Source organism: Agrobacterium sp. 6Ca8, from assembly GCF_055382765.1.
Genome location: NZ_AP026433.1, coordinates 2,577,032 through 2,593,352 on the forward strand (window position 1 = coordinate 2,577,032; position 16,321 = coordinate 2,593,352).

A 16,321-nucleotide genomic window follows, 5' to 3' on the forward strand; every position below is an offset into this window, starting at 1 on the left:
ACTCCGTTATTGCTTGATGGTGGCGAGCGCCGCACGCAGTTTCGGCTGCGGCACGTTTAACCCCAGACGTTCCGCCGCAGCGATGACCGGCACAAAACGACGGCGTTTCTTTTCATCGTGATTGCCTGAAATGTCCGCGAGCCGGTGGGCGAGAAAGGGGTTCAGGAAACGCTCCCGCACAGCACGGATATAGGCTTGCGCTTCTTCTCCCATGCCTTCTGCGGCAAAGACCGGCAGAACCTCGTCCCGCCAGAGCGTTTCCAGATCTCCCGAAAGCGCATCGTCGGCCATTGCCTGCCGCACCGTCTCGTCTTTCGCACGGGCATCCCGCAACCATCGCTCCGCCAGATAGGAATGGCCAAGATTGAGCAGGAACAGCTTCAGCTTTTCATAGCGGTCGAGATCATCAGTCAGCACCACCGCAGGGTGGGTGCAGGGCAGAACAAGGCCCTCCTGCTTCTCGATTGCCCAAAGCGCATAGGGCTCGGCAACTGCGCCAACCGGATCGATCGGCTCGGAAACGATGCGGTCTACAAGGCTGTTGGCAAAACGGCATTTCTCATTCAGGTAGAAGCCGAAACCCGCCGGCAGCTGCCATTCGTCGGCAAGCTGGCGAACAACCTCTTTCAACCGGTCGCCGTTGCGCGGAACGAGCTCGCAAGGAAAGATCGATACAGGGGCTTCCGGATTTGTCTGAAAACGTTCCAGCAGCAACAGGCAGAGCTTTGCCGGAAAACTCTTTGGTACAAGCGTGAAGTCGTCGGCAAGACCCGGCCCGTCGAACGAATCCAGCTCATAACCGCGGTCACCCGTATTGGACAGAATGACCCTTGCCCCGCAGGCGATCCGCCTCACCTCGGCCCAGTCGGCCGCCGCCGTCAGCGCGCGCGCGACAGCCTTACCTGGAATTTCCTCATCCACCTCTTGCCCGTCGCGAATGCCGCGAATGCGCACCGGATAGGGCGTGCCATCGTTCAATGCTACCACACGCTTCAGGCTCTCCGCATTGCCGGTCGTCTGGACGATTGTGATGCACCCGAGGGCCTCGCCTTTTTCCAGCGCCTGCGAAATGAACAAATCCGCATGGGCCAGAAGAAAGCGGCTGGTACCGAATTGCAGGATGGGTGTGTCGGTCGTCATGAGACCTCCACCATGCCCTTGATGACTCCGGCTTTCGGATCGGTCAGCCCGGCGAATTTGGAAGGCACATCGGCAAGTGTCATGCGGTGAGTGATGAGTGCCTCCGGTACCTTGCCTTCCCGCAGCGCCTGCAACACCCGCTCGAAATCCTCCGGCGTGGCGTTGCGGCTGCCGAGCAGCGTGGTTTCGCGCTTGTGAAACTCCGGATCGTTGAAGGAGATATCGCTGGCAACGATGGAAACCAGCACATAGGAACCACCGTGGACGACGAAGGAAAAGCCGCGCTCCATGGCTTTAGGATTACCGGTCGCATCAAAAACGGCATCGAAGAAATCGCCGCCGGTGATATCCGACAGGCGATCCTTGTCGCCCTCGCCAAGCGTCACCGTATGGGCAACGCCGAGATGGTCCTTGCAGAAATCCAGCCGGTCGGTGCGCCCGTCAATCATCGTCACCTCACCGCCATCGAGAACGGCGAAAACCGCAACCGCCATGCCGATCGGACCGGCACCGACGATCAGGACCTTCTGACCCTTTTCCACCGACCCACGACGCACGGCATGCGCGCCAATCGCCAGAAATTCGGTCATTGCCGCCTGATCGAGGCTCAAGCCCTCCGCCTTCAGCACGAATTGCTGCGGAACGCTCAGATATTCGACCATGCCGCCATCGCGATGAACGCCAAGCACACCGATGTTGCGGCAGCAATTGCTCTTTCCTTTACGGCAGGCGCTGCACTCACCACAGGAAATATAGGGTATGACGGTAACGACATCGCCCGCCGAAAGATGGCTGCCTTCCGGCGCCTCTTCCACCGTGCCGGAAAGCTCGTGGCCCATGATGCGCGGATAGGAAAGATAGGGCTGATTACCGGTGAAAATATGCAGGTCCGTGCCGCAGACACCAATGCGACGAATACGCACCAGCACTTCACCTTCGCCACGGGCCGGCTTTGGTAGTTCCTTGGGGACAAGTTGACCGGGGGTCTCGCAGAAAATCGCCAGCATGCATCACCTGTTGGGAAGGGAATAAAAACGAACGGCGTTGCCGCCAAAGACGGCCGCATGCTCGTGCTCAGGCACGATTTCGCGGCAGAAGTCCAGCCATTCCTGATAGTCGCCAGCCAGCCGCAATACCGGCCAGTCGCTGCCGAAGATCACGCGTTCGCCGCCGAACAGTTCCAGAATGGTTTCGGCATAGGGCCGGACGGCTTCCGGTCTCTGCTCGCCACGCTCGGTCAAAAGGCCGGACAGCTTGCAATGGAGGTTGGGAAGGGCCGCCAAAGCTGCCATGTCCCTGCGCCAGTCGCCATATTGGCCCGTGGCGATAAGCGGCTTCGCCCCGTGATCGATGACAACAGGCAATTGCGGATGGCGGCGCGCGAAGGCGAGAAGATGCGACAGATGCGGCGGCAGGACCAGCGCATCGAACACCAGTGCATGTTTCACCAGCGCATCCACAGCGGCATCGAGCGCGGGATCGTCGATCCAGGTCACATCATCCATGCCTTGCAGCATCGGCCGTACGCCCTTGAAGGCCGGATGTTTTGCCCGCCGAGCGATTTCCGCCGCAGCATCCGCGGACTTCATGTCCACCCAGCCGACAACGCCCTTGATGAAATCGGTGCTTCCAGCCAGATCGAGCATGAAATCCGTATCGGCCGCACTTTCCATCGTCTGCACCAGCACCGTTCCGGAAACTCCGGCCTTTGCCAGCAGAGGAGACAGATCCTGCGGAAGAAAATCCCGGTAGATGGCAGCCAGAGACGGTGGCGGCCATTGCCCGGCACGATCCTTCATCAGCCAGAAATGCTGGTGGGCATCGATGATCATCGCTTCAGGCCTTTGTGCCAGGCACAGGTGCGCCTTCGGAAATCAGGCCACGCTTTTGCAGCTCCGACCAGAATTCGTCCGGAACAACCTGTTCGAACCATTCGATGTTTGCGGCAAGTTGCTGCGCATTGCGCGCGCCGGATACGACCGTGACCGAAGCCGGATGCCCGAGCGGAAACTGCAGCGCAGCCGCCTGCAAAGAAACACCAACGTCGTCACAAACGCCCTGAAGCGCATCCACCCGCGTGATGATGTCGGCAGGCGCATCGGCATAGTTGAATTTGCGGTTGCCTGCCAGAATGCCTGAATTGAAAGCACCGGCGACCACGATCGCAACGCCGGTTTCCGCGCAGCGGTTCATGAAGGCAAGGCTCTGCTGCTCCAGAAGCGTATAACGGCCGGCAAGCATGGCAACGTCGATGTCGAAAACATCCATGGCGTCGCCGACGATTTCCCACTCGTTGACGCCGAGGCCGATAGCACCCGTCGACCCTTCCTCGCGCAGCTTGCCAAGTGCCCGGAAGCCGCCGCCGGTGGTCAGCTGCTCCCAGTAGTGCTGGTGCTTTTCGCCATGCGTGAAAGAGCCGATATCGTGCACATAGAGAATATCCGGCTTCAGAACGCCGAGCCGCTGCTGGCTCGCTTCGAAGGAGCGTAGAATACCGTCATAGGAATAATCATAGACCGGCCGGAAAGGCAGCGGCGCAATATAGGCGTCCTCTTCCGGGCCCACAGTTTCATCGGGAACCATGACGCGACCGACCTTGGTGGAGAGGGTGTATTCGCTTCGGTCATGCTCCGTCACCATGGTTCCAAGACGACGCTCCGAACGCGTGTAACCGTAAAAAGGTGCAGTATCGAAATAGCGAATGCCGCTTTCCCATGCCTTGTCAAACGCGCCTTTGGATTCCTCGTAGGGCGTAACGCGGTAGAGATTACCCATCTGCGCGCAACCAAGGCCCATGACCGTGACTTCAACGGCACGGCGCGGCAATTTACGTGTATCGGAGACTTTCATCGCAAGGGCTTCCTGAATTTTTCGGTAGAGCGGATGTTGAAAACCGTATGCGGTATTGACTGAAATCCCGCTTCTGAAATTTGTGAGGCGCGCCGCTCAAAGAGCGGCGCGCCGTCATGCCTTAATAAAGAACGTTCTTGGCTTCCGGCTTCTCGATATTGTCCTTGGTGACAACAACAACGCCGGTGTCGACGAACTTTTCGACCTTTTCCTTGCTGATGAGCTTGGAAACGGTCTGGATGCCCTTTTCGCCCATCTGATACGAACCCTGAACGACGATGCCGGCCAGCGTGCCGTCCTTGACGAAGCCCTGAAGGTCCTGGTTACCGTCAAAGCCGATGCCGACAACCTTGCCTGCCTTACCGGCCTGGGCGAGCGCGCGGCCTACGCCGATTGCGGTGGGTTCGTTGGCGCCGAAGATGCCCTTGAGATCGGAATTGGCGGCCAGAACGTCGGTTGTCTGGTTCAGCGCCGTCGCCATCTGCGACTGCGAATAGAACGGACCTACGATCTTAAGGTTGGAATGCATCTGGATATAGTCGGTGAAACCGCCAACGCGTCCGATTTCCGAACCGGCACCGGCGACGTAGGACATCACGGCGATCTTGCCTTCCTTGCCAACCTTGTCGATCAGCGCCTGAGCAGCCAGTTCGCCGGCTTTCTTGTTATCGGTCGCCAGGAAGGACTGATAATATTGCTCGGAACCCTTGGCGAGCTGCGAGTCGATCAGAACCACGGGAATGCGGGCTTCCCAGGCTTTCTTGACAGCCGGAACCAGCGCATCAGGATCGGAAGGAGCAAGAACGATACCCGAAACCTTACGGTTTACAGCGTTTTCAACCATGTTGACCTGATCGGCGATGGCCGATTCAGAAGCCGGACCCTGTAAGGTCATGGTGTTGCCGGCAGAGTCCTTCATCGCCGCATCGGCGCCCTTCTGAACGTTCTGCCAGAAGGTGGAGTTGACGGTCTTGACGATGACGGCGATTTCGCCGGCCTGCACGGTGGAGACGCTCCACAGCGCGATTGCGGATGTCAGAAGGGCGGTCGTAAGCTTGTTCATTTCTTCCTCCGTGATGTCGGCATACCGGGCCTCCCGTGCCGATCTTGTTTGCGGATAGGGTCCGCAGCCCTGTATCAGCGACGGTTGCGCAGCTGGTCGATCCAGACGGTGACCAGAATGACAAGACCGATGATGATCTGTTGCGTGAAGGCGGACACGCCATTCATATTGAGACCGTTGCGCAGGATGCCGATGACGAAGGCACCGATTGCCGTGCCTGAAATCGTACCCACGCCGCCGATGAGCGATGTGCCGCCGATAACGGCGCTGGCAATGGCGTCCAGCTCATACATCACGCCCTCATTCGGCTGGGCTGTGACGAGGCGCGACATCAGCACGCAACCGGTCAACCCGGCGAGCGTACCGGACAGGATGTAGGTGAAATTGGTGACACGTGCGACGTTTACGCCGGACAGACGCGCAGCATCCGCATTCGAACCGACGGCATAGATGTGACGGCCAAGGATGGAGCGGTTGAGCATGAAGGAAACAGCCAGCGCAATAACCACCATGAGGATGACGGGGTAGGGAATGCCCGGAAACACTACGTTCGGAAAACCGTCATCCCCAATATTGACGATGCGGAAGAGGGCGCCGTTGCCGAGTTCACCGAAGGATTCGCCGAGGCCGGAAACCGCTCGCGCGCCGGTGATCTGCAGTGCCACGCCACGGGCGATCAACATCATGCCGAGCGTGGCGATAAACGGTGGCAGCTTGAAGCGCGTGACCATGAGGCCATTGATGAGACCGCAAAGCGACCCCGTCAGAATGCCAAGCAGCATGCCGACCGGCACCGGCATACCCAACTCCTTCACCGCAAGCGCGGCAACGACACCGGCCAGAGCAAGCACCGAACCAACGGAAAGATCGATGCCGCCGGTGATGATGACGCAGGTCGCACCAATGCCGAGAAGGGCTATGGAGGTCACCTGAAGCGCAATGGTCATGGCATTGTTGACGGAGAAGAAGGCGCTGCTGGTGGCGGAAAACACCATAACCAGCACAACGAGACTGCCAAGAGCCGCAAACTTCTGGATGATGTCCTTCTGGCGGTCGCTGAAAGCGAAGCTCTTCTTGGGTTCTGCAATATTAGCCATGTCGTTCCTCACTGCGCGGCCCGGCCGTAACCGGACGCGTACCGCATGATTTCTTCCTGATTGGTCTTGGCGGTCTCAAGCACGCCCGTGATCCGGCCCTGGTGGAAAACGGCGATACGATCCGTCAGTCCCAGAATTTCCGGCAGTTCCGAACTGATGAGAATGACGCCGATGCCCTGTGCAGCCAGCTCGTCCATGATCTTGTAGATCGCGAATTTTGCGCCGACATCGATGCCGCGCGTCGGCTCGTCGAAAAACAGCACGCGCGACTGCCGGAACAGCCATTTGCCAATGATGATTTTCTGCTGATTGCCACCTGAAAGCAGCCGCACCGTCTGTTCGATCGAAGGGGTACGGATGTTCAGGAGATCGACGTAACGTCTGGCGACATCGTCGTGCTTCTTGAAGTCAATCAGCCCGAAGCGGTTGGAGACCTCGCCGATATTGGCAAGCGTCGTATTGGCCGCAACCGACATCTTGATCGCAAGACCATCGCTTTTGCGGTCTTCGGACAGATAGGCGATACCCTCTTCGATGGCATCTCGCGGGGAACTGATGGAAAGCTCCCGCCCGTTGAAAACGACCTTGCCAGCATCCAGAGGATCGGCACCGAAAATCGCCCGTGCGACTTCCGTGCGACCCGCACCCATCAGTCCGGCAAAGCCGAGAATCTCACCGCGCCGCAGCGAGAAACCGACATCGTGGAACACACCCTTGCGCGTCAGCCCTTCCACCGAGAAAATAACATCATCCGTAGGGCGCGACGTGCGTTCCGGGAACTTCTCCTCCAGCGAACGCCCGACCATGCGCGTGACGATATCGTCAACGGTGATCGATGCAAAATCGTCGGTGGAAATATAACGCCCGTCCCGCAAAACCGTCACGCGGTCGACGATTTCGGCCATTTCATCGAGCCGGTGGGAAATATAGACGATGCCGACGCCAGAAGCCTTGAGATCGCGGATCACCTTGAACAACAGCCGCGTTTCCTGCTCGGTCAGCGAGGAGGTCGGCTCATCCATGATGAGGACTTCAGCATCCAGGGAAAGCGCCTTGGCAATTTCGACCATCTGACATTGCGCGACCGAGAGGCCGCGGACAATCTGGTCAGGGTCGATATCGACGCCCAGCCGATCGAGACAGCGCTTTGCATCAAGCCGCAGCTTCTTGCGGTCAACGAGGAAACCACGGCGCGGCTCGCGGGCGAGATAGATGTTCTCGGCAACGGAAAGATGCGGAACGAGGTTGAGTTCCTGATGGATGATGGCGATGCCGGCGGCTTCGGATTCCAGCGGCGATGCATATTGCACTTTGACGCCCTTGTGCAGGATGGTTCCGTCGCTAGGCTGGTAAACGCCGCTGATGATTTTCATCAGGGTGGATTTTCCGGCACCGTTTTCGCCGCAGACAGCGTGAACCTCGCCGCTGCGCAAGTCGAAATGCACATTCGACAACGCTTTGACGCCCGGAAATTCCTTGCTGATGTTTTCGAGACGCAGGAGGCCTGAACCAAGGCCGCGCGCCGTCTCCTCAGGCGAAAAATCGCCACGAATTGTCGATGCGCCCTGCGACATCAAGAAACCTCCACCCGCGCTCCCCGCTCCACCGGGGCCAATAATGAGCCAAATGGTTAGGCCGCTTTTTTAGAATGGTCAAGCCAATTAGCCCAAAATTTGAATCCCGCGTCTGGTACACGCAAAATCATCTCAAAAGACTTATTGAAATAAGATTGTAAATTCATGTATTTAAGTAATTTCTTGCGTATTGATGCGCTTGGCGCTACGGTAAGGCCAAATTCAGATAACAGACAAGGTTCGTCAGAAAACACATGAATGGTCAGGCCAAAATAGCGGAACCACGCAGGCTTTATCAGCAGATTGCGGACCAGATACGCGAGCTGATCGATCTGGGAGAGTTTCTGCCTGGAACACGACTTCCCGCCGAACGGGAACTGGCACAGAAGCTCGGGGTTTCGCGACCATCACTGCGCGAGGCACTGATTGCGCTTGAAATCGACAACACCGTCGAAATCCGCATGGGTTCCGGTGTCTATGTCTCCGCCGAGGCCCTTCAGACAACCCACAACACCAAATCCTTGGGCGACAGCCCCTCCGAACTGATGCAGGCGCGCGCAGCGCTGGAAGGCGCGACAATCGTACTGGCGGCGAGCCGCATGACCGATGAAACGATTGCAAACCTTCGCCAGATTCTCAACACGATGCAGCAGGAAATCGAGGCCGCGCGCAAACCTCTCGATCAGGACCGGCTTTTCCACGTCACCATTGCCGAACAATCCGGTAACAGCGTTCTGGCCCGGCTGGTGGCAAACCTCTTCGATGAGCGCCACAGCCCGATTTCGGCACAATTGCGTGTGAAATTTGAGGATCGCGATACCTGGACCCACGCCCTTCAGGAGCACGAAGCGATTCTGGCGGCCCTGGAGTTGAAAGATCCGCTGCTGGCGCAGGCGGCCATGCATACCCATCTGGAAGGTTCCAAGAGACGCTGGGTAGACGGCTGAATTCAAAACATAGCAGGCAATGTACCGGGGAGGAGAAAAACCCGTGAGTGAGAATTCCGAGGCAACCATTTTGCTGAACGCCAACGACAATGTCGCGGTGGCACGCCGGTCGATACCGGCCGGTGGTGCGACGGGCAGAGGCGATCTGACAGCCCGGGAGCTGATCGGACGCGGCCACAAGGTGGCCCTGACGTTTATCAGATCCGGAGACGAGGTCCTGAAATACGGACAGGTGATCGGCATCGCGACACAGGATATCGAGCCTGGCCGGCATGTGCATCTGCACAATCTCGCCATGGTGCCTTCCGAACACAAGCATCAGTTCAGTGTCGATATCGAGGAAAAAGGCATGCTGCCCGAGGGCGAGCGCCGGACCTTCAAGGGTTTTGACCGGGGTCTCGGTGGCGTTGGCACACGCAACTACATCGGCGTCATCGCATCCGTGAACTGTTCCGCCACCGTGTCGCGTTACATCGCCGATTATTTCAACAAGCAGGGCGGCCTTGTAGGGTTCGACAATGTCGACGGCGTTGTGGCACTGACCCATGGCGGCGGCTGCGCGCTCAATACGAAATCGGAAGGTTATCGTCTTCTGATCCGCACCATTCAGGGTTATGCCCGCCACCCGAATTTCGGCGGTATTCTGCTGATCGGCCTCGGCTGTGAGACCAACCAGATCGCCCCCATCCTCGAACATTACAAGATGGAGGAGGGCGAACGGCTGCGCACCATGACGATCCAGCAGCACGGCGGCACACGCAAAACGATCGATGCCGCCATTGCCGAGATCAAGGCGATGCTGCCAATGGTCAATGCTGCCCAGCGCTCTGAACAGCCGCTTTCAAAACTGAAGGTCGCGCTGGAATGCGGCGGTTCGGATGGTTACTCCGGAATATCGGCAAACCCGGCCTTGGGATATGCATCGGACCTCATCGTCCGCAACGGCGGTACAACGGTTCTTGCCGAAACGCCGGAGATTTACGGCGCTGAACACCTGCTGACGAAGCGTGCCGTCACGCCTGCTGTTGCCGAAAAGCTGTTGCAGCGCATCGACTGGTGGCGGGATTATACCGCTCGCAACGGCGATGAGCTGAACAACAACCCATCCCACGGCAACAAGCTTGGTGGACTAACCACCATTCTTGAAAAATCGCTGGGCGCAGTGGCCAAAGGTGGCTCCATGCCACTGAAGGCGGTCTACGAATTCGCGGAAACCGTTACTGAACAGGGCTTCGTCTTCATGGATACGCCTGGTTACGATCCTGTTGCCGTCACCGGCCAGGTCGCCGGCGGCTGTAACGTCATCTGTTTCACCACCGGCCGCGGCTCCGTATCGGGATTCAAGCCGGCACCCTGCATCAAGATCGCCACCAATTCCGAAATGTACGAGCACATGAAGGAAGACATGGACCTCAACTGCGGCGAGATCGTTACCGGCGCGGAAACCATCGAGGAATCCGGCAAACGAATTTTCGAGCACATTCTTGCAGTCGCTTCGGGAGACAAGACCGTCAGCGAGATTTACGACTACGGCGACAATGAATTTGTGCCGTGGCAGGTGGGCGCGGTTACCTGACCCGCTTCCAATACGTGCATCGGACTGTCCCACGTGAAACAAAAGGCCCGGAAATCACTTTCCGGGCCTTTTAAATTCTGTGCGCCGTTTCTGCTTAATGGCGGAAGTGACGCATGCCGGTAAAGACCATCGCCACATTGTGCTCATTGGCCGCATCGATCACGTCCTGGTCGCGCATGGAACCACCAGGCTGAATGACTGCGGTGGCACCTGCTGCAATGGCTGCAAGCAAACCATCGGCGAAGGGATAAAACGCTTCAGAAGCCACGGCAGAGCCCCGCGTCAGCGGCTCAGCAAGGCCGAGTGCCTTGGCCGCATCTTCCGCCTTCTGGGCGGCGATACGGGCGGAATCCACCCGGCTCATCTGTCCGGCGCCGATACCTGCCGTCTGGCCGTCCTTGGCATAGATCACCGCATTGGACTTCACGTGCTTGGCAATCTTGAAGGCGAACTTCATGTCTTCAAGTTCCTGAGGTGTCGGCACACGCTTGGTGACCACCTTCAGTTCCAGATCCTCCACCATGCCGTTGTCACGGCTCTGAACCAGAAGACCGCCGGAAACCGTCTTGGCCGTAATGCCGGCAGCGCGCGGATCTGGCAGGCCACCAGCTGCCAGCAGTCGCAGATTGGGCTTGCGGGCGATAATGGATTTTGCCTCTTCCGTCACATCGGGTGCAATGATGACTTCGGTAAAGAGCTTGACGATCTCTTCTGCCGTTTCCGCATCGAGCGTGCGGTTCAAGGCGATGACGCCGCCGAAGGCCGAAACGGAATCGCATGCCAGCGCGCGCCGGTAGGCTTCTGCAAGTGTTGGACCCGTCGCAACACCACAGGGGTTGGCGTGTTTGATGATCGCTACAGCCGGCGCATTCTCCGGCAGGAATTCCGCTACCAGCTCGTAGGCTGCATCCGTATCATTGATGTTGTTATAGGAAAGCTGCTTGCCCTGAAGAAGCGTCGCCGTGGAAACACCGGGGCGCTTTTCGCCGGTCAGGTAAAAACCGGCGCTCTGGTGCGGGTTCTCGCCGTAACGCATTTTTTCCTTCAGCGCACCGCCGATGGCACGGTAATCCGGCGTCTCGATAGCCAGCGCCTCAGCAAACCAGTTGGAAATCACCGCATCATAAGCGGCGGTGCGGGCATATGCCTTGGCGGCGAAGGTCTGGCGCAGCGCGTAGGAGGTTTGACCGTCATCGGCCTGCAGGGCTTCCACCAGCGCAGGATAGTCGGACGGATCGGTGACAACAGTGACATAGGCATGGTTCTTGGCCGAAGCGCGGATCATTGCCGGGCCGCCAATATCGATATTCTCGACCGTCGTGGGGTAGTCGCCACCCTTGGCGCGAACTTCCTCGAAGGGATAGAGATTGATGACGGAGAGATCGATCGCCTCGATACCGTGAGCCTTCATTGCCTCGACGTGATCAGCATCATCCCGGATAGCCAGAAGTCCACCATGCACGTTGGGATGCAGGGTCTTGACGCGACCATCCATGATTTCCGGAAAATTGGTCACATCGGAAACATCCGTTACCGGCAGTCCCGCGTCAGCGATGGCCTTTGCCGTGCCACCAGTCGACAGCAGCTTGACGCCAAGTTTGGACAGGACAGTCGCCAGCTCGATAATGTCCGTCTTGTCAGAAACGGAAAGAAGGGCTGTACGGATTTTGACTTTATCGGGAGCGGGGATTTTTTTGGAAACGACAGCCATCGGGCATACTCCGTTTGACGGGGAGGACAGGCTGGACTGGGATTGATCCAGCAATTGCCGCCGCGTTAACACAGCTTGCCATATTAATAAACAGCGGGGACGCGGAACGGCGAAAACTATGGCGGTTTTTGCCTGAAACTCGCCAGGAATCCTCTACGCCTTGCGTTCGATGATCCAGCGGATTTCCCGAGTATTCGCCAGATTGAATGGCAGCTCGATCTGCTGCGAAGGCCGCATGCCGGATGCATCCGCCATAAAAACATCCTCGGTCACGAAAAGCTCCAGTCCCGGCGCAGAAAACAGCCAGGTGGTTCCATCCGCTGCCTCCAGATAAACCGACTCCTCGTCCTGTTGGTAAAGCTGGATGTGGGGATGGATATGGAACCGCGATACCGCCGATATGGATTGCAATTGCGCCTTCACCACATTCTCGTCGGCCCGAAGCAGATCACGGCCCTTTATCTTCGTACCGGCAACATTCAGCTCAATTTCCCGATCGTGATAGCAACCGAAATTCTGCAAATAACCGTCATGCGACGCCCACAGGACATCATTGCCATTTGCATCCGTTCCGCGGCGGCTCTCCACCTGACTGACACCGGAAACCATGATCGGCCCGAGCAGTCTCGAGCGAGATAGTCTGCAAGACGACGTGTCGGCCAGCGTGACCGTTGAATGGGCCGCCGTCGAGCGGCTCGCCCGCTGATATTCGGGCGCTGCGTTTTTCGGGAAGCCCGAATTGACGATGAACCGGCTCTTGCCACAGGACATCTCAAAGGACAGGCAGCCCGAATGGGCATTACGCGAAAGCTCCGCCGAGCCTGGATGACCAGTATCCACGATGATGACCGTCTCATTCGTTGCAAGACGATGATAATTGACATCCGGCAGCATTTTGGACGGCCGGCCGGCTGTCTCATCATAACGAAGTACCGACACAAGTTCATTGGCAAGCGTGGCGGTGGCGCCATTGAACAGCGCCAGATCGCCGCCCTGATGGCGGAAAAACCGGATGGCCGGAAACATCCTGTCAATCGCCGGCACCAGCCCCGAGGGCAGATCGTGACCGAGATTGATGTAGCTTTGCCTAAGCGGCAAAAGATCGAGCAGTAAATCCAGCATGACCCTCGGATTGCGGGAAACATGCCCGCCATCTGGAAGAATCTGGCGTTCCATTTCCTGCGCCAGCTTCATTCCGTGCCGAGTAATATGGGACAGGCGGGTCGGCATGGCGATGGACGCGACGGCCAGCGCAATCCTGATCCGCAGCCTCGCTTCGCCATCCGGCGCATGTTTGACGATCCTGTCGAGATAACGCACGTGAAACGCAAGACTTTTCAGGAAACGACGATAAAAACCCGCATCGGCCTCATGTAAAACGACGGGAGAATGGGACAGCCAGGCAATCAGCCTTTGTGCCGCGATCTCCGGAGACCAGGCGATCCCCGCAACCCGCTTGCCGTGAATAGTCATCCATTCGGCAACGATACGGCGCGCCCGCTTGCTGGCCTCACTCGATCTGTCGGAACGGATATGCCGCAGCCAGCCGAATGCATGCAGCCGCTCTTCAAAAACCACCGAGGGATAGTCCACCTGAAATGGCGATAGACCGCCGGTTTCGACGACGCGGCCGGCGAGCGCAATCCGGCCCCGCAGCAATTCCTCGGCAAAATACGGATCGATTGCCCTCAGATCAGTCGGCGCCGCCACCAGACCATCGGGAACGCGATTGGCAAACCGGGATATGCGCAGGCGCAAAGGAGCGAGGCCCACACACAGATGACGATACGCCATCCGCGAGAGAAGACCGGCGGCATTGATGCTGCCTGCAAAGGACCCTGACAAGCTGTGTTTCCCGTTTCACATGTTTTGTTTTTATGAGTGAACCGTGATGATCGGAACGTATCGGCAATTATCCAATGATTCGCGGAAGCTTGGCTTTTTTCTACTTCTTACGCAAGACACTGCTAAAAAACCCGTCGATGCCGCCGAACATATCCGGCGTTGTACGAAGATCGCCTTCGGCAGTGACGGCGGCTTCCATTCCTGGCCAATCGTCCTTGCGAACGGCAACACGCTCGAAGTCCGGGTTTTCCGCCAGGACCTGCGCAATCATCGCTTCCCCTTCAGAGGGATCGAGCGAGCAATTGGAAAACACCACAATGCCGCCGGCTCCCACCAGCGTGAGCGCGTGTCGCAACATCTGGCCCTGAAGAGCGGCAAGCTTGGCAATATCATTCTCGTCCTTCGTCCAGCAGACATCGGGATGTTTACGCAACGTGCCGGTAGACGAGCAGGGGGCATCCAGAAGAACGGCGTCGAAAAGCTGTTCCGGCTGGTACTTCAGCATATTGGCTTCAACGGTTTCGGCGTGAAGACCAAGCCGGTCGAGATTTTCCCTGAGGCGGCGAAGACGATTGCCGGACTGGTCCAGGGCAGTCACCTTCGCGCCGGCAAGCGCGAGCTGGGCAGTCTTGCCGCCCGGAGCTGCACAGAGATCGGCAACACGTTTTCCGGAAATATCGCCCATCAGCTTCACAGGCATGCTGGCCGCGAGATCCTGAACCCACCAGGCACCCTCGGCAAAGCCTTCAAGCGAGGGAATCTGGCCTTCAAATTCACCGAGACGGACACTGCCATTTGGCAAAACCGTACCGCCCAGCTTTTCCGCCCAGACAGCCGGATCCTTCTTCACCGTGAGATCGATGGAAGAGGGCGTCAGCTGCGCTTCGGAAATCCGTTTGGCAACCTCATCTCCATAAGCCGAAACAAGCCGAGCGTAGAACCAGTCCGGCAGCACGGGCACATCCGCGATCGCCTTTTCGATTTCTGCTTTTTCCCGGCCCAATCGCCTGAGGACGGCATTCACCAGCTTGGCAAAACGTCTGTTGCGCGGATCGCGGTGTGCCTGTTCCACGGCAAGATCGACCGCAGAATGATCGGGGACATCGAGGTGAAGCACTTGCGCTGCACCAACGACAAGGACGTGATGAAGCGACCGGGCGCCCTGCGGCAACGGTCCGTCAAGCAGCATCGACAAGGCGGCTTCGATACGCGGAAGGTGGCGAAGCGCGCTGTTGACGATCGCTCTCACCAGCGCCCGGTCCGCAAGGGATAGCGCGCGATAGACGGGATTGCCGTTTTCGCTGTCCAGCATACCGTCCAGCGAGGTTTTCTTTTCCAGAACGGCCGCCAGAATGCGGGTTGCGGCAACGCGTGCAGCAAGGCCGGGTTTATCCTGGAAAGACGAAGGGCCGTCTTCGCGGCCCCTTGCATGGTCCTGTCCCGGTTTTTTAGACCGCGACGGCTTATTTTGAGTATCGGATGTCAAGACCACGGTCCCTTGCGCTCGTTTTCTTTGCCTCGTCCCCAGCCCGTATTGGGAACGGAGCCTGATTTGCGCTGAGGTCTATCACCCGATGGCGTTCGCGTCGATCCTCGCGGGGAAAACTCCTGCGCCATGGCGTGAAGTGCCGCCACCCGGTTTTCCGTATTCGGATGCGTAGAAAACAGGTTGTCCATGCGCTCACCGGACAGGGGATTGATGATGAACATATGCGCCGTCGCCGGGTTACGCTCCGCATCCTCATTATGAATGCTCTGCGCCATGCCCGAAATTTTCTGCAGTGCCGAAGCGAGCCAGAGCGGATTGCCGCAAATTTCCGCTCCCCGCCGGTCGGCAGAATATTCTCGCGTACGGCTAATGGCCATCTGCACCAGCATCGCGGCGAGCGGCGCCACGATCATCGCAACCAGTACGCCGATAAAGCCCAGCGGATTATTGTTGTTTTCACGATTGCCACCAAAGAAAAACGCGAAGTTGCCGAGCATCGAGATGGCGCCTGCCAGCGTCGCGGTCACAGTCATCGTTAGCGTATCTCGGTTCTGCACATGGGCCAGCTCATGCGCCATGACACCAGCCACTTCTTCAGGGGTGAGGCGCTCCAGCAGGCCCGTCGAGGCGGCGACAGCGGCATTCTGCGGGTTTCTTCCCGTCGCGAAGGCGTTCGGCTGCGGGCTGTCATAAATATAAACCTTGGGCATAGGAAGATCGGCATTATGCGAGAGATCGCGGATCATGTGGAAAAATTCAGGCGCATTCGCCTCATCGATCTCGCGTGCACGATAGGCCGACAGGACCATCTTGTCCGAATTCCAGTAGGAGAAAAGATTCATACCAGCGGCAATAAGCAAGGCAATCATCATGCCGCCCTTACCGCCGATCAGAAAACCGACACCCATGAACAATGCCGTCATGAAGGCCAGAAGCATTGCCGTGCGCATCATGTTCATATGTCAAATTCTCCTTGTTACCACTCAGGAAATATTCCGGGGTTTATAAAGCCCATCTGTTTATATAATC

13 protein-coding genes are annotated in these 16,321 nt (G+C 58.0%); 2 read left to right on the forward strand and 11 right to left on the reverse strand.

Translation table 11 applies throughout. From position 1 onward, the window contains the following. Positions 1–6: 6 nt before the first annotated feature. From ACZ5A6_RS12555 to ACZ5A6_RS12585, 7 genes are all read right to left on the reverse strand, one after another. Positions 7–1,140, reverse strand: coding sequence for a mannitol dehydrogenase family protein (locus tag ACZ5A6_RS12555; protein ID WP_174060569.1), 1,134 nt, complete (start codon positions 1,138–1,140; stop codon positions 7–9). Then, positions 1,137–2,147 (reverse strand): zinc-binding alcohol dehydrogenase family protein, encoded by a 1,011-nt coding sequence (locus ACZ5A6_RS12560; protein ID WP_174060570.1) that lies wholly within the window; start codon positions 2,145–2,147, stop codon positions 1,137–1,139. Before ACZ5A6_RS12560 ends, ACZ5A6_RS12555 begins: the two co-directional genes overlap by 4 nt. Before the next feature lie 3 nt (positions 2,148–2,150). Then, complete coding sequence (locus ACZ5A6_RS12565; protein WP_111799173.1) at positions 2,151–2,972, reverse strand: amidohydrolase family protein; 822 nt, start codon at positions 2,970–2,972, stop codon at positions 2,151–2,153. Positions 2,973–2,976: 4 nt separating this feature from the next. Beyond that, positions 2,977–3,990, reverse strand: coding sequence for an aldo/keto reductase (locus ACZ5A6_RS12570; protein WP_038492598.1), 1,014 nt, complete (start codon positions 3,988–3,990; stop codon positions 2,977–2,979). Between the two features lie 121 nt (positions 3,991–4,111). Further along, positions 4,112–5,053 carry an ABC transporter substrate-binding protein gene (locus ACZ5A6_RS12575; protein ID WP_174060571.1) on the reverse strand — a complete coding sequence of 314 codons (942 nt, stop codon included), beginning with the start codon at positions 5,051–5,053 and terminating at the stop codon, positions 4,112–4,114. Positions 5,054–5,127: 74 nt separating this feature from the next. Beyond that, positions 5,128–6,150, reverse strand: a complete 1,023-nt coding sequence (locus ACZ5A6_RS12580; protein WP_003516396.1) for an ABC transporter permease — start codon at positions 6,148–6,150, stop codon at positions 5,128–5,130. Between the two features lie 8 nt (positions 6,151–6,158). Next, the gene (locus tag ACZ5A6_RS12585; protein ID WP_013637002.1) at positions 6,159–7,724 is read right to left on the reverse strand and encodes a sugar ABC transporter ATP-binding protein; all 1,566 of its coding nucleotides are present in this window, start codon (positions 7,722–7,724) and stop codon (positions 6,159–6,161) included. 254 nt (positions 7,725–7,978) lie between these two features. Between ACZ5A6_RS12585 and ACZ5A6_RS12590 the strand changes: the two genes are divergently transcribed. Both ACZ5A6_RS12590 and ACZ5A6_RS12595 read left to right on the forward strand, forming a co-directional pair. Then, positions 7,979–8,671 carry a FadR/GntR family transcriptional regulator gene (locus ACZ5A6_RS12590; RefSeq protein WP_003516394.1) on the forward strand — a complete coding sequence of 231 codons (693 nt, stop codon included), beginning with the start codon at positions 7,979–7,981 and terminating at the stop codon, positions 8,669–8,671. Positions 8,672–8,714: 43 nt separating this feature from the next. Then, positions 8,715–10,247 carry a UxaA family hydrolase gene (locus ACZ5A6_RS12595; RefSeq protein ID WP_464110952.1) on the forward strand — a complete coding sequence of 511 codons (1,533 nt, stop codon included), beginning with the start codon at positions 8,715–8,717 and terminating at the stop codon, positions 10,245–10,247. A 94-nt stretch (positions 10,248–10,341) separates the two neighbouring features. Here the strand turns inward: ACZ5A6_RS12595 and purH are convergent, their stop codons facing one another. From purH to htpX, 4 genes are all read right to left on the reverse strand, one after another. Continuing rightward, a complete protein-coding gene (purH, locus tag ACZ5A6_RS12600; RefSeq protein WP_013637005.1) occupies positions 10,342–11,958 on the reverse strand; it encodes a bifunctional phosphoribosylaminoimidazolecarboxamide formyltransferase/IMP cyclohydrolase in 1,617 nt (538 codons plus the stop codon). Positions 11,959–12,111: 153 nt separating this feature from the next. After that, on the reverse strand, positions 12,112–13,752 hold the full coding sequence (locus ACZ5A6_RS12605; protein WP_236775992.1) for a heparinase II/III family protein: 1,641 nt from the start codon (positions 13,750–13,752) through the stop codon (positions 12,112–12,114). Between the two features lie 151 nt (positions 13,753–13,903). After that, positions 13,904–15,289, reverse strand: coding sequence for an RsmB/NOP family class I SAM-dependent RNA methyltransferase (locus ACZ5A6_RS12610; protein WP_173993394.1), 1,386 nt, complete (start codon positions 15,287–15,289; stop codon positions 13,904–13,906). Next, positions 15,286–16,251 carry a zinc metalloprotease HtpX gene (gene htpX, locus ACZ5A6_RS12615; RefSeq protein ID WP_065662925.1) on the reverse strand — a complete coding sequence of 322 codons (966 nt, stop codon included), beginning with the start codon at positions 16,249–16,251 and terminating at the stop codon, positions 15,286–15,288. Before htpX ends, ACZ5A6_RS12610 begins: the two co-directional genes overlap by 4 nt. Positions 16,252–16,321: the final 70 nt, after the last annotated feature.

Coding starts and splice junctions, on each gene's coding strand:
- ACZ5A6_RS12555 (WP_174060569.1), bottom strand. CDS start 1,140: ATGACGACCGACACACCCATCCTGCAATTCGGTACCAGCCGCTTTCTT.
- ACZ5A6_RS12560 (WP_174060570.1), bottom strand. CDS start 2,147: ATGCTGGCGATTTTCTGCGAGACCCCCGGTCAACTTGTCCCCAAGGAA.
- ACZ5A6_RS12565 (WP_111799173.1), bottom strand. CDS start 2,972: ATGATCATCGATGCCCACCAGCATTTCTGGCTGATGAAGGATCGTGCC.
- ACZ5A6_RS12570 (WP_038492598.1), bottom strand. CDS start 3,990: ATGAAAGTCTCCGATACACGTAAATTGCCGCGCCGTGCCGTTGAAGTC.
- ACZ5A6_RS12575 (WP_174060571.1), bottom strand. CDS start 5,053: ATGAACAAGCTTACGACCGCCCTTCTGACATCCGCAATCGCGCTGTGG.
- ACZ5A6_RS12580 (WP_003516396.1), bottom strand. CDS start 6,150: ATGGCTAATATTGCAGAACCCAAGAAGAGCTTCGCTTTCAGCGACCGC.
- ACZ5A6_RS12585 (WP_013637002.1), bottom strand. CDS start 7,724: ATGTCGCAGGGCGCATCGACAATTCGTGGCGATTTTTCGCCTGAGGAG.
- ACZ5A6_RS12590 (WP_003516394.1), top strand. CDS start 7,979: ATGAATGGTCAGGCCAAAATAGCGGAACCACGCAGGCTTTATCAGCAG.
- purH (WP_013637005.1), bottom strand. CDS start 11,958: ATGGCTGTCGTTTCCAAAAAAATCCCCGCTCCCGATAAAGTCAAAATC.
- ACZ5A6_RS12605 (WP_236775992.1), bottom strand. CDS start 13,752: ATGGCGTATCGTCATCTGTGTGTGGGCCTCGCTCCTTTGCGCCTGCGC.
- htpX (WP_065662925.1), bottom strand. CDS start 16,251: ATGAACATGATGCGCACGGCAATGCTTCTGGCCTTCATGACGGCATTG.